The sequence below is a fragment of the Aurantibacter sp. genome (assembly GCF_039941195.1).
In the GTDB taxonomy this organism is placed as follows: domain Bacteria; phylum Bacteroidota; class Bacteroidia; order Flavobacteriales; family Flavobacteriaceae; genus Aurantibacter_A.
Window position 1 is genome coordinate 24720 of the sequence record NZ_JBDVFA010000012.1, and the last position, 12835, is coordinate 37554.

At 34.0% G+C, this 12835-nt stretch carries 13 protein-coding genes and 1 other RNA gene; 8 read left to right on the forward strand and 6 right to left on the reverse strand.

The window, feature by feature from the left end; translation table 11 throughout:
* Positions 1-2 precede the first annotated feature (2 nt).
* A complete protein-coding gene (locus ABJF52_RS01875) occupies positions 3-1694 on the reverse strand; it encodes a M23 family metallopeptidase (protein WP_348145468.1) in 1692 nt (563 codons plus the stop codon).
* Positions 1695-1897: 203 nt separating this feature from the next.
* Here ABJF52_RS01875 and ABJF52_RS01880 point away from each other — a divergent pair, with 203 nt between their 5' ends.
* The 5 genes from ABJF52_RS01880 (at position 1898) to ABJF52_RS01900 (ending at position 4932) form a co-directional block, all read left to right on the forward strand.
* Positions 1898-2188, forward strand: coding sequence for a hypothetical protein (locus tag ABJF52_RS01880; protein ID WP_348145471.1), 291 nt, complete (start codon positions 1898-1900; stop codon positions 2186-2188).
* A gap of 18 nt (positions 2189-2206) precedes the next feature.
* Entirely contained in the window at positions 2207-2503 is a 297-nt protein-coding gene (locus ABJF52_RS01885) for a cell division protein ZapA (protein ID WP_348145474.1), read from the forward strand.
* A 55-nt stretch (positions 2504-2558) separates the two neighbouring features.
* Positions 2559-2669: non-coding RNA, 6S RNA (ssrS, locus tag ABJF52_RS01890), on the forward strand.
* Between the two features lie 127 nt (positions 2670-2796).
* Complete coding sequence (rny, locus tag ABJF52_RS01895; protein ID WP_348145477.1) at positions 2797-4365, forward strand: ribonuclease Y; 1569 nt, start codon at positions 2797-2799, stop codon at positions 4363-4365.
* A gap of 147 nt (positions 4366-4512) precedes the next feature.
* Entirely contained in the window at positions 4513-4932 is a 420-nt protein-coding gene (locus tag ABJF52_RS01900) for a CBS domain-containing protein (protein WP_348145480.1), read from the forward strand.
* A gap of 105 nt (positions 4933-5037) precedes the next feature.
* Here ABJF52_RS01900 and ABJF52_RS01905 read toward each other — a convergent pair whose 3' ends face one another.
* From ABJF52_RS01905 to ABJF52_RS01925, 5 genes are all read right to left on the reverse strand, one after another.
* Entirely contained in the window at positions 5038-6309 is a 1272-nt protein-coding gene (locus ABJF52_RS01905; RefSeq protein WP_348145483.1) for an adenylosuccinate synthase, read from the reverse strand.
* 13 nt (positions 6310-6322) lie between these two features.
* Positions 6323-6778, reverse strand: coding sequence for a transcriptional repressor (locus tag ABJF52_RS01910; protein ID WP_348145486.1), 456 nt, complete (start codon positions 6776-6778; stop codon positions 6323-6325).
* A gap of 115 nt (positions 6779-6893) precedes the next feature.
* Positions 6894-9098: a RelA/SpoT family protein gene (locus ABJF52_RS01915; RefSeq protein ID WP_348145489.1), complete on the reverse strand. Its 2205-nt coding sequence runs from the start codon at positions 9096-9098 to the stop codon at positions 6894-6896.
* A 99-nt stretch (positions 9099-9197) separates the two neighbouring features.
* Positions 9198-10376: a M48 family metallopeptidase gene (locus ABJF52_RS01920; protein ID WP_348145492.1), complete on the reverse strand. Its 1179-nt coding sequence runs from the start codon at positions 10374-10376 to the stop codon at positions 9198-9200.
* A 76-nt stretch (positions 10377-10452) separates the two neighbouring features.
* Entirely contained in the window at positions 10453-11262 is an 810-nt protein-coding gene (locus tag ABJF52_RS01925) for an RNA methyltransferase (RefSeq protein ID WP_348145495.1), read from the reverse strand.
* Positions 11263-11324: 62 nt separating this feature from the next.
* Between ABJF52_RS01925 and ABJF52_RS01930 the strand changes: the two genes are divergently transcribed.
* Genes ABJF52_RS01930 through ABJF52_RS01940 form a run of 3 tightly spaced genes read left to right on the forward strand, consistent with a single transcriptional unit; the run spans position 11325 to position 12828 of the window.
* Complete coding sequence (locus ABJF52_RS01930; RefSeq protein WP_348145497.1) at positions 11325-12125, forward strand: DUF6503 family protein; 801 nt, start codon at positions 11325-11327, stop codon at positions 12123-12125.
* A 41-nt stretch (positions 12126-12166) separates the two neighbouring features.
* Positions 12167-12409 carry a MoaD/ThiS family protein gene (locus ABJF52_RS01935; RefSeq protein WP_348145500.1) on the forward strand — a complete coding sequence of 81 codons (243 nt, stop codon included), beginning with the start codon at positions 12167-12169 and terminating at the stop codon, positions 12407-12409.
* On the forward strand, positions 12409-12828 hold the full coding sequence (locus ABJF52_RS01940) for a molybdenum cofactor biosynthesis protein MoaE (protein ID WP_348145503.1): 420 nt from the start codon (positions 12409-12411) through the stop codon (positions 12826-12828). Before ABJF52_RS01935 ends, ABJF52_RS01940 begins: the two co-directional genes overlap by 1 nt.
* Positions 12829-12835 lie beyond the last annotated feature (7 nt).

Sequence of the window (12835 nt, forward strand, 5' to 3'; positions counted from 1 at the left end):
TTTTATTTTCTGTAGAAAGTACTTGTAAAGGTAGACGTATTCCCTACATTATCAGTTACTTCAACTTTTAAAGTGCAATCTTTTTTATCGAGAATTTTATCATCAAAATTATAAGTGAGAGTACTCCTTTTTGGTTCATACTCCATTAAAATCCATTCACCATTTAAAGTGGCTGAATAGGTATTGATACCGCTGAGGTCGTCAGAAATTCTTAATCTTAGATAACTATAATTGTTTAGCCATTGTTTTTCTTTAAAATTTGATGCTTTAATTTTAGGAGCAACAGTATCTTTTGCCAAAGTATAAGTACCTAAATTTCTGGTACGGGTCGTAAAAGTTTCCCCTCTTTTATAGGTTGATGAATAACTTGGCTTGTTGTACTTTCCTAAACGCGCAATGAAAAGTTGTTTGCGTTCCTCCTTAGAATATTTTGAAACATCAAAAGTTATGGTAAAATTTCTATGTGCGGCAACACGACTATTGTGAATGGTGACCGTATCTTTTCCTTTTTTAAGATCTATAAAGAAATTATTGTAAAATGTATTTGTTGGGAAATATACATTTGCAGCCCCTAAATCATAATTGTTTGGTTTTTTAGCTACTATATAGTTTTCTGTTTTTTCAGATTTATCTACATTTTTAAGAACTTCTTTCATGCCACGTACTGGTATAATAGCTTTTACCTTATTACCCTCAAAATCTTTAAGCAAAATCTCGACATTATAATCCAGTCCTTCTTTAATATCAATTTTTCCGTTGTTGTATAATTCAGTATATATACTTAATTTATTACTGGGAGTCTTAAAAAGCCTTTGTATTTTTTGTCGGTACTTCCCGTAATAATCATAATCAATTAATGTATTGATGTATCTACTTTCAGTAAAAGAGAAAGTTTCAAACTCGTATTCTGAATATACTTTGCCGTTTATGGTTTGTGTGGCAGAAAACAGTCCATTTTTGTTAGCGGCCAAATCTTGTCGATCAAAAGCTATCACACCAAATCCAATAGTGCCTATTGCTGTAACCTCGTCTGCCAAAAAAGTGCCGTCTTTTTGTCTTTTAAAATTTATTGCTGTTCTAGTATTACTTTGGTTTATTTGTGAATTATCTGAAAGCGGATAGCCAAAAAGCTTCACCAAACTTGGATTTGTTGCATCGAGAACGTGAAACCCATAAAAAAGAGGATTAGTCGGTTTTTCACTAACACTACTTCTAATTTCAAAATGTAAGTGTGGCCCAGAAGAGCTACCCGTATTTCCACCATAGGCGATTACTTGGCCCTTTTCAACTTTCACTTCACCAAAATCAGGAAACACTTCAACTTCGTAAGAACGTTTTTTGTATTGTACTTTTTTGATATATTCTTCAATTTCTGGAGCGAATTTTTGCAAGTGTCCATAAACTGAGGTGTACCCATTTGGGTGTGCGATATAAATTACTTTGCCATAACCCCAGTGCGCTATTTTTATTCGCGTAACAGTTCCATCACCAATTGCGTAAATGGGTAAGCCTTGTCGTTGTTGTGTTTTTATATCGATACCAGAATGGAAGTGATTTGACCTAAGTTCACCAAAAGAACCGGCCAAAATTAAGGGTATATCCATCGGAGACCTAAAGGCATCTTTGGGATATTTATCTTGTGCAAATATGGTTGTGCACAATAAAAGTAATAAACCAAATGTGGTTTTTTTCATAATCAAAATCAAGGTAAAGCGAAGGTAATTAAACACATCGACTTCAAAAAAAGTCGGTCAAAATATATTTTCGCCCTTCATTTTAACGAAAAATACCTTATCCTGTTGCCTAGTTAAAGTATTACTTTAAGAAATTTTGGAAAAAGCATTGCTAAATTGTAAGATGTATGTTAACTTTGTGTATAACGCATTGAGTTTAGTAAATGAGCGAATTGGTCAAAATTGTTGACTCACTGGAGAACAAGATTAGTAAATTGTTGCATAAACTAGAGCTTTTAAATCAGGCAAATAGTAAATTGGAACAAGAGCTAAACTCCATTAAAAATAATCACCAAAGTGTGCAAAACTCTGTTTCAGAATGGGAAGAGAAGTACAAATCGCTGGTGTTAGCAAACTCAATGCTTGGCAGTAATACAAATAAAACAGAAGCTAAGCTTAAGATAAATACATTGATTCGTGAATTGGATCATTGCATTGCCCAACTGGCTGAATAATAAATAGTTTATATATTAATGGCGGAAAAGCTCAAAATAAAGCTTTCGATAGCAGATAGAGTATACCCTCTAACGATTGACCCCAGTCAAGAAGAAGGTTTACGCAAAGCCGCTAAAAATATTGAACAGTTGGCAAAGAAATTTGAACAAAACTATGCCGTTCGAGATAAGCAAGATGTGTTAGCCATGTGCGCACTTCAATTTGCTTCAAAAATAGAACAGCGTGGAATAGATAGTTCATCAGGTACACAAGAGGCCGTTGATCGCCTTTCTGCACTAGATGATTTGGTTAGTTCAAAGCTTGGTTTAAAATAAATACGTTCTTTAAAATACATTAGTTACTGCCCACATTGGTAATATCTTTTGACAAACTCAACATTAATTTTGTTTAAAAAGGGTGAGTTTAAGTTGTAAAAGCAGGCCTTACTTGTATAAGGATCCTTGATCAGCTTGGTAGCCCTAAACCTGTTTACTGGAGTTTGTACAAAACTTCTCCAATGTGGGCTTTTTTTATGCAAAACTTAAGGTTTTGCTAATGCGGCTAAGAGGTCGCGTATCAGACTCAAAATGCTCTAGTTAACACTAAAGTAGTACTTAAATTTAATCATATGGATAATATCACAATAGCGGTTGCGGCCGTTGTAGGCCTAGTAATAGGTTTTTTAATAGCAAAGTTTATGGAAAAAGGTAAAGCCTCCAAGACTGTTGCTAATGCTAAGAATGATGCTAATAGCATTATAAAAGATGCAAAATTAGAAGCTGAGAGTATTAAAAAAGATAAGATTTTTCAAGCAAAGGAGAAATTCCTTGAACTAAAAGCAGAACACGAAAAAGTTATAAATAATAAGGATAAGAAAATTAATGAAGCTGAAAAACGTACACGTGATAAAGAATCACAAATTAGTAGTGAACTAGCAAAGAATAAAAAATTGAATGATCAGTTGGGTCACAAGCTTAAAGAGGTTGAACATAAAAATGATTTTTTAAGTAAGAAGCAATCTGAGCTTGAAAAATTACATACCAGTAAAGTTCAGCAATTAGAAGTGATATCAGGTTTATCTGCTGATGACGCGAAAGGACAGTTAATGGAGTCGTTAAAAGAGACTGCCAAAACTGAGGCCATGGCATTTATTCAAACTACTGTGGAGGAAGCGAAACTTACAGCACAGCAAGAAGCTAGGAAAATTGTTATTAATACAATTCAAAGAGTAGGAACAGAAGAAGCTGTTGAAAATTGTGTTTCAGTTTTTAATATAGAATCTGATGATGTTAAAGGAAGAATTATTGGTAGAGAAGGGCGTAATATTAGGGCGCTAGAATCTGCTACCGGTGTTGAGATTATTGTAGATGATACACCCGAAGCAATTATTTTATCATGTTTCGATTCTGTTCGTAGAGAAGTAGCTCGTTTATCATTACATAAATTGGTGACAGATGGAAGAATACATCCAGCTAGAATTGAAGAAATAGTAAAAAAGACTGAAAAGCAAATTGAGCAAGAAATTGTAGAAGTAGGAAAGCGTGCGATAATTGATTTAGGTATTCATGGTTTACATCCCGAATTGGTACGAGCAGTGGGTAGAATGAAATATCGTTCGTCTTATGGTCAAAACTTATTACAGCATTCAAGAGAGGTTTCTAAGCTTTGCGGTATTATGGCAGCCGAATTAGGTTTAAACCCTAAAATAGCTAAACGAGCTGGTCTTTTACACGATATTGGTAAAGTGCCAAATACAGAGGCGGAAATTGAAACACCACATGCTATTTTAGGAATGCAATGGGCAGAAAAATATGGCGAAAAAGAAGATGTTTGTAATGCCATAGGAGCTCACCATGACGAGATTGAAATGAAGAATTTAATCTCTCCAATTGTTCAAGTTTGTGATGCAATTAGTGGCGCGAGACCTGGAGCAAGAAGACAAGTGTTAGATTCTTATATACAACGTTTAAAGGATTTAGAAGAAGTAGCTTTCGGTTTTGCCGGTGTTCAAAAAGCTTATGCAATTCAAGCTGGTAGAGAACTTCGGGTTATTGTAGAAAGTGAAAAGGTAACTGATGAAAAAGCTTCGCAATTGTCTTTTGAAATTTCACAAAAAATACAAACAGATATGACCTATCCTGGTCAAGTTAAGGTAACAGTTATTCGCGAAACACGTGCAGTGAATGTAGCGAGGTAACGATCAAACTAATTTATTTTAACGGGGCTTTTTAGCCCCGTTTTTTATTAAATTAACATTTATTCTTTTCCGTCTTTTTATGATTATTATCATGGTTTTAGAGTCCGTTAGTTTGTAGTTTTAATTTGAATTTAAAATTAGATTACGATGAAAAAGCGAACACCAATTTCTGAGATTATGACTAAAAAAGTCATTACTTTAAATACTACTGATGATTTGGATACTGCCGAACGTCTTTTTAAAAAGAATAATATTAGGCACATTCCTGTTGTATCTGGAAAAGAGGTAATTGGAATGTTAAGTTTAACGGATTTGCTTCGAATTAGTTTTGCCGATGCAACAGAAGACGAGGATGAATCTGTTGAAACTATAGTGTATAATATGTTTACCATTGAACAGGTGATGGCAAAGAATTTAATCAGTGTTTCTTCTACAACAACGATAAAAGAAGTGGCACAAATATTATCTAAAAAGGAGTTTCACGCCATTCCAGTAATTGATAATGGAGCGATAAGCGGCATAGTAACTACAACCGATTTAATTAATTATTTAATCGAGCAGTTTTAAGTAAGAATAGACTATTATCTAATAGCTCCTAAGAAAAATAGATTCATTAAAAAAGCCCTTTATTGACACTAAAATAAAGGGCTTCTAATAAAAGTTATAGAATTTTTATCTATGAATTGTTTGTGTTCTATCGGGACCTACAGATACTATTGAAATAGGTACTTCTAGTTCTTTTTCTAAATAGTCGATATAGGCATTAAGAGTTGCCGGCAATTCGGAATCAGAACTCATTTTGGTAAGGTCATCCTCCCAACCATCGACTTCCGTATAGATAGGGGTTACATTTTCAGGTTCTATATTATAAGGCAAATGCGATATTTCTTTTCCTTGATAGTTATATGAGGTACATATTTTTAGGGTATCAAATCCACTTAAAACATCACCTTTCATCATCATAAGGTTGGTTACACCATTTACTTGTACGGCATATTTTAACGCTACTAAATCTAACCAGCCACATCTTCTTGGACGGCCCGTTGTTGCTCCAAATTCATTACCTACTCTTGCCATTGTTTTACCATCGTCATCAAACAGTTCGGTAGGGAAGGGGCCACTTCCAACTCGCGTGGTATAAGCTTTAAAAATTCCAAAAACCTTTCCAATTTTATTTGGTGGTACACCCAATCCAGTACAAGCACCAGCTGCTGTTGTGTTAGATGATGTAACAAATGGGTACGTGCCAAAATCTATATCAAGTAGGGAACCTTGAGCTCCCTCTGCTAATATTTTTTTACCTTCACGTTGTGCTTGGTGTAAGTATTCTTCACTATCAATAAAAGTTAACTTTTTAAGTTCTTCAACACCTTCACAAAATTCTACTTCCAAATCTTTTAGGTCGTATTCTAGATCAACATCATAATAGTCAATCATACTTTCATGCTTATCCGCTAATGCTCTGTACTTGTCTTTCCAGTTATCAAGTTCAAGATCACCAACGCGCATACCATTTCTACCGGTTTTATCCATGTAGGTTGGACCTATACCCTTTAAAGTTGAGCCAATTTTAGCTTTACCTTTAGAAGCTTCAGATGCAGCATCAAGTAAACGATGCGTAGGTAGAATTAAATGAGCTTTTCTGGAAATAAAAAGCTTTGACTTTGTATCTAGATTGAACTTTTTTAAATTGTCAAGTTCTTTTTTAAATATTACGGGATCAATTACTACACCATTACCTACTACGTTAACAGCATTATCGTGAAATATGCCTGATGGAATGGTATGCAATACATGCTTAATCCCATCGAATTCTAAGGTGTGTCCAGCATTAGGGCCACCTTGAAAACGGGCTATGATATCATAATTCTTAGTAAGTACGTCAACTATTTTTCCTTTTCCTTCGTCGCCCCATTGGAGGCCTAACAGTAGATCTACCGCCATGTATTAAATGCAATTATTGGTTAGTGGATTTTTCTTTATTTTTTGTTCCGTAAAAATATAGTGAGTGGTTGTTAATTTTTATGTCAAAAACTTCTTCTATTGTTTTTTTTATGGATTGTATTCTAGGATCACAAAATTCCATTACTTCACCGGTATCGGTTAAGATAACATGGTCATGTTGTCTATCAAAATACGATTTCTCGTATTGCGCTTGATTTTTGCCAAATTGGTGTTTCCGCACCAATTTACATTCAAGTAAAAGTTCTATTGTATTATAAAGAGTAGCTCTACTAACCCTATAATTTTTATTCTTCATATTAATATATAACGACTCGATATCAAAATGATCTTCGCTTTCATATATTTCTTGAAGTATAGCGTAACGTTCCGGAGTTTTTCTATGTCCGTTTTCCCCTAGAAAAGAGGTGAATACACTTTTTACAATGTCTTGATTTTTATTTTTCGCCATGATAGTACAAATACCGCCAAAGATGTAAATGTACGGCTATATTTCAATATAGATTACGGAGTAAGCTCGAAAGTTTTCAACCTAAAATTGTATAATTAATAGGGTGCACCGAAAATTAAAGCCTTCGCACCTTATCTATACCGTTAATATCTTTCAATTTCTCGGTAAGAATTTTAATCATTGCTTTGTTTTTTACCACTACGGTTATTTTACCTGTAAAGGTTCCACCATCAGTACTAAAATTTAAATTACGCATATTTACGTTCAAATTATCTGAAATCACTTCTGTAATATCACTTACAAGACCAAGATTATCAATACCTGTTAATTGTATCACAGCCTTAAATTCTTCTTGAGATGAGTCAATCCATCGCGCATTAATAATGCGATACGCATAATGTGCTTGCAATGAGATTGAATTCGGACAATTTTTATTGTGAACTTTTATTCCTTCATTAACACTTATAAAGCCAAAAACTTTATCTCCTGGTATGGGGTTACAACATTTTGATAAGGTATATTCTAATTTTTCTTCCTCCTTACCAAAAACTAACATGTCATATTTAGAAGTAATTTCTTCTTTGTCAATGTTTTCTTGTACAGGGCTCCTTCGCATTTTATTCTTAAAGAAACTGATGAAAGCATTGTTGTATGATGATGCGAAGTCTTTAATCATTTGATTATCAATAACCCCAATGCCAATGCGATAGAATAAGTCTAGACTCGTACTTAGTTTAAAATGGGCTACCATTTTATTAATTGAGTCTTCATTTAATTTAATTTTTTGCGACTTTAATTTTCTCCGCAAAGTTTCTTTTCCTTCAAGCGAAATTGATTTTTTCTCTTCTCTTAATGAAGATTTTATTTTTGCCCTTGCCCTTGCAGTAGTTGCATAATCTAACCAGTTCTGATTTGGTTTTGCTTGATCAGAGGTCATAATTTCTACTTGATCTCCACTATGGAGGGTAGTATTTAATGGAACTAGTTTTCCATTAACCTTGGCACCTCTTGTTCTTAGTCCTACTTCTGTATGTACATTAAAAGCAAAATCTAAAGGAGTAGCTCCTTTCGGCAGTGATTTTAATTCACCTTTTGGGGTGAAAACAAATATTTCTTTTGAATAAAGGTTAAGCTTAAATTCCTCAACGAAATCTACAGCGTTAGTATTAGAACTTTCTAAAGCTTCTTGCAACTTGTTTAGCCATACTTCAATTCCCTGTTCCTTTTGGTCTCCATGTTTATACTTGAAATGAGCAGCATATCCTTTTTCAGCAATTTCATGCATACGTTCACTACGAATCTGAACTTCAACCCAACGTCCTTTTGGCCCCATTACAGTAATATGTAGCGCCTCATAACCAGTGGATTTCGGAGATGAAATCCAATCGCGTAATCGAACTGGGTTGGGTGTGAAGTGGTCTGTTACAATCGAATATATTTTCCAAGCTATAAACTTCTCATTACGTGCATCAGCCTTGTATATAATTCGGATTGCAAATTTGTCATAAATCTCATTAAAATTTACATTCTGCGCTTTCATTTTTCTACGAATAGAAAAAATAGATTTCATTCGACCTTTAATGTAGTAATTAAGCTTTTCCTTTTTTAAAGTAGCATCAATTATTCCAGAAAACGCATCAATATAAGCTTGTTGTTCTTCCTTAGATTCTTCAATTTTACTTGCAATATCTTTGTAAACATCTGGCTCGGTATATTTTAAACTAAGATCTTCGAGATCGGTCTTAATATTATAGAGTCCAATACGGTGTGCTAAAGGCGCATATATATAAAGTGTCTCAGACGCCATTTGAACCTGTTTGTGTTCAGGCATGGCATCCATGGTGAGCATATTATGATATCGGTCAGCAATTTTTATGATAATTACTCGAACGTCATCGTTCAAAGTAAGCAGCATTTTCCTGAAGTTCTCTGCTTGTTGCGAGGTACTCGTATCTTTTTTAAGGTGAGCAATTTTGGTCAATCCATCAACTATTCTGGCAATAGTTTCTCCAAACATTCTTTCAATGTCATCAAGAGTGTACTCTGTATCTTCAACAACGTCATGCAGTAAAGCAGAAGCAATGGAAGTGGCATCTAATCCTATTTCAGAAGCTACAATTTTAGCTACAGCGATAGGATGAAAAACATAGGCCTCGCCAGATTTTCTTCGCTGATTTTTGTGCCCATCAACAGCAACCTCAAATGCGGAACGTATCAGTTTTTTATCATCGTCAGAAAGCGTTTGATAACTGATACCCAGCAATTCTTTGTACTGCTTGGCAATTTCCTTATTCTCTTGTTCTATAGCTGTTTGCGTCATACTATATTAAAAATACGCCGATCTTTAATAGTACACAACAAAAATTACATCTAGTGTATATTTAAACGACCAATGTAGAATAGGGGGTTAGTGGATATTTTATGACCTCAAGTTTCGAATTCTTTCAACTAAAGGAGGGTGAGAATAGTGCATGAATACAAAGGCCGGATGTGGGGTAAGATTGCTCAAACTATTTTTAGACAATTTTTTCAATGAGGTGATTAAAGGCTGGCCTGTAAAAGTTTTTTTAGCATAATCATCGGCCTGAAATTCAAATTTACGGGAGAGGTAATTCATAATTAATCCCGTTAATTCAGATATGGGACTATATAGAATTCCAAAACCAATAAGTGCTGCATGAAAACTAGGTTGCAATACGCCTATAGCATGAGAGACCTCAGGATTATTGACAAAAAGTGAAAGAACAAATAAAGTCAATCCTGTTAATAAAAGTGAAGCAATCATATTAAAAATAATATGTTTTCGTTTATAATGTCCAACCTCGTGAGCGAGTACTGCTACAATTTCATCGACATTTAAATCATTTATTAAGGTATCGTAAAGCGTTACTCTTTTTTCTCGCCCAAAACCTGAAAAATAAGCATTGGCTTTTGTGGACCTTTTAGAACCATCAATAACGAAAATATTCTTTAATTCAAATCCAACCTTTTCTGCGTAAGTAGTGATTTTAGTTTTTAACTCACCTTCTTCAAGCGGAGTTTGTTTATTAAAAAGCGGAACAATTAATCTGCTATAAAATAAGTTCATAAATATTGAAAATACCGCTACAACCGCCCACGCGTACAACCAAAAATTATTACCTGCCCATTGAAAAAACCATAGTATAAGTGCCAAGATTCCACCGCCTACAATGGCGAGCATAAACCAACCTTTAATTTTATCAAGGATAAAAAGTTTCGGAGTAGATTTATTGAATCCAAATTTCTCTTCTATAACGAAAGTTTGGTAGTAAGAGAATGGGGTTGTAATAATGGAACTGCCAATCATTATTATTCCAAAGAATATTAGCGCAATTACAATAGGTTGATTACTCATACTCCTTGCAAGTTCGTCTACCCACTCAAATCCACCAAAAAGCAAAAATGTTAAAGTCAACAGTAATGAGAAAGTTGAACTTAGTAATCCAAATTTATAATTGGTCTGTTTATAATCTTGAGACTTACGATATTCTTCTTCGTCAAAAACATCAGCTAATTCATTAGGCACAGGGTCACTAAAGTGTTTAGCATTTAAATAATTCATAACTGTTTCCAGCATGAATTGAAAAATTAAAATTGCAATAATGATGTAGAAAAAGTAGTTCAAATTTCAGATTTAAAAGGTAAAGCGTTGACTAATTAAAATTACGTTGTCTTTTAGCTTCAAAGATAAGTATTGCTGCAGATACCGATACATTCATTGAGTCAATTTGACCACTCATAGGTATTATAAGGTTTTGGTCGGTATTGTCAATCCATTTTGCCGTTAATCCTGTAGATTCTGTACCCATAGTAATAGCTGCAGCACCTGTGAAATCTATTTCTGCATAATTTTTAGATGCCTGTAATGAGGCCGTGTAAATTAAGATGTTATTTTCTTTTAAAAAAGAAATTACCTCTTCCGAACTCGCAATAGCAACGTTATTAGTAAATACACAACCGACACTAGATCGGATAATATTCGGATTGTATAAATCAGTTTTAGAATCTGCAATTATTACGGCATCAATATTTGCTGCATCAGCTGTGCGTAACATAGCTCCAATATTACCCGGTTTTTCAGGCGACTCAAGCACCAGTATTAAAGGATTAACTTTTTTAAATTTTAAAGAACTTAAGTCGTGATCTTTAGCTTCAACTATTGCAATTAGTCCTTCAGTTGTTTCTCGATAAGCTAATTTTTGATAAACCGCTTTTGAGATTGAAATGATTTCTGAAATTTTATCGCCTAGGAACAAATTTGAAATTGCTTTAAGTTCGATTAAATCTTCCTGAAAAAATAGGCTTATAATTTTATAGTTACCATGTAACGCCAATTGCAATTCTCGCTGGCCTTCCAAAATAAATAATCCTGTTTTCTTGCGTTCACGAGATTTTTCTTTTAGTAAGAGAACTTTCTTTACTAAAGCGTTTTGAACACTACTTATATGTTTAATTTCGGTCATCAGAACAAATGTAAAGAAAAGTGAAAGGGTGCGACCAAGAGTATTCAATCTAAATGTAAAAAATGAAAAAAATTTTATCGATTATCGTAGTGTTTATGCTTTTTGCCTGTAAGGAAAACGACAAAAAAGAAGCAATTGAAGGAGTAAAGCAGAATACAAAAATTGAGGAGGTATCTGTTTCAAGAAGTAATATGGATAAAGTATTTGAAGCCCATGGAGGAATGGATTTATGGAAAAGCCAACGTACTTTAGCTTTTATGTTGCCTAATCCTGATGATGCTGAAATCCATACTATTGATTTGCGTACTAGAAAAGAAAAAATTAAAACTAATAATTGGATAACCGGATCTAACGGGAAAGATATTTGGTTGTTAGACGAAAGAAACTCTTACAAAGGCGATCCTATTTTTTATCATAATTTGATGTTCTACTTTTATAGTATGCCTTTTGTTTTAGGAGATAAGGGTATTAATTATTCAGAGGTTGAAAATTTGGAATTTGAGGGAGAGAGTTTTCCAGGAGTCAAAGTTTCCTTTGATGATGGCATTGGAGTTTCCTCAAAAGATGATTATCGATTATTTTATGACCCAGAAACATATCAAATGAAATGGTTGGGTTACACCGTTAGTTATCGAACTGGAGAAAAGTCTGATAAAGTAAGCTGGATTCGATACGATGATTGGAATACAACAGGTGGTTTAGTGCTTCCAAATTCTATAACTTGGTATGCCAACGAAAATGGTTTGATTACCGAGCCCCGCAAAACTGTTAATTTCGAAAATGTTGAAATAAGCAAAGATGCTAAACCTAGTGAATTTTACGATTTACCAGAAAATGCCAAAGTAGTTACAAAGACTAAATAAATGGGTATTTTTAAGTAAATTGAGCCTTATTTTAAATTCATATGGAATTGTTGTTATTCGGCATCGCTAAAGATATAGTTGGGAAATCTAATATTGATTTATCGCAAACTTCCGCGCTGCCAAATTCGGTAGCGGATATAAAGGTATACTTAACAAAAGAGTATCCCGATTTTTTAAAACTGTCATCATTTGCTGTAGCTGTCAATAGTGAATATGCCACTGATGATATTATTTTAAAAGATGATGACGAAATAGCAATAATACCACCAGTAAGTGGAGGCTGATGCAAAAAACAATTATTGAGATAGTTGATAATTTAAATGTTGACGGCGTATATAAGGAACTCACAGACCCTAAAAGCGGGGGTATATGTGTTTTTGTAGGTACGGTACGCGATTTTACCAATAATGAGGAAGTAGTATCACTAGAATTTGAAACGTATAAAGCGATGGCGCTAAAAGAGATGCAAAAAATTGTAGATCAAGCTATGGTGAAATGGAATTTGAATAAGGTAGTAATGCGGCACGCGGTAGGTGTTAAAGAAGTTGAAGAGCCAGTAGTTATTATTGGAGTTTCTTCTGGCCATAGAGATGCTTGTTTTGCAGCTTGTCGATTTATGATTGACACTTTAAAGGAGACTGTACCTATCTGGAAAAAAGAAGTATTTAAAAACAAAACAGTGTGGGTTTCTGCGCATCCTTAAAATTGGC

Excerpts from the sequence above, each read along its gene's own strand:
- ABJF52_RS01930 (WP_348145497.1), top strand. The coding sequence starts at position 11,325 with ATGAAAAAAATTTTATCGATTATCGTAGTGTTTATGCTTTTTGCCTGT.
- ABJF52_RS01925 (WP_348145495.1), bottom strand. The coding sequence starts at position 11,262 with ATGACCGAAATTAAACATATAAGTAGTGTTCAAAACGCTTTAGTAAAG.
- ABJF52_RS01920 (WP_348145492.1), bottom strand. The coding sequence starts at position 10,376 with ATGCTGGAAACAGTTATGAATTATTTAAATGCTAAACACTTTAGTGAC.
- ABJF52_RS01880 (WP_348145471.1), top strand. The coding sequence starts at position 1,898 with ATGAGCGAATTGGTCAAAATTGTTGACTCACTGGAGAACAAGATTAGT.
- ABJF52_RS01875 (WP_348145468.1), bottom strand. The coding sequence starts at position 1,694 with ATGAAAAAAACCACATTTGGTTTATTACTTTTATTGTGCACAACCATA.
- ABJF52_RS01915 (WP_348145489.1), bottom strand. The coding sequence starts at position 9,098 with ATGACGCAAACAGCTATAGAACAAGAGAATAAGGAAATTGCCAAGCAG.
- ABJF52_RS01900 (WP_348145480.1), top strand. The coding sequence starts at position 4,513 with ATGAAAAAGCGAACACCAATTTCTGAGATTATGACTAAAAAAGTCATT.
- ABJF52_RS01905 (WP_348145483.1), bottom strand. The coding sequence starts at position 6,309 with ATGGCGGTAGATCTACTGTTAGGCCTCCAATGGGGCGACGAAGGAAAA.
- ABJF52_RS01940 (WP_348145503.1), top strand. The coding sequence starts at position 12,409 with ATGCAAAAAACAATTATTGAGATAGTTGATAATTTAAATGTTGACGGC.
- ABJF52_RS01885 (WP_348145474.1), top strand. The coding sequence starts at position 2,207 with ATGGCGGAAAAGCTCAAAATAAAGCTTTCGATAGCAGATAGAGTATAC.
- ABJF52_RS01935 (WP_348145500.1), top strand. The coding sequence starts at position 12,167 with ATGGAATTGTTGTTATTCGGCATCGCTAAAGATATAGTTGGGAAATCT.
- rny (WP_348145477.1), top strand. The coding sequence starts at position 2,797 with ATGGATAATATCACAATAGCGGTTGCGGCCGTTGTAGGCCTAGTAATA.
- ABJF52_RS01910 (WP_348145486.1), bottom strand. The coding sequence starts at position 6,778 with ATGGCGAAAAATAAAAATCAAGACATTGTAAAAAGTGTATTCACCTCT.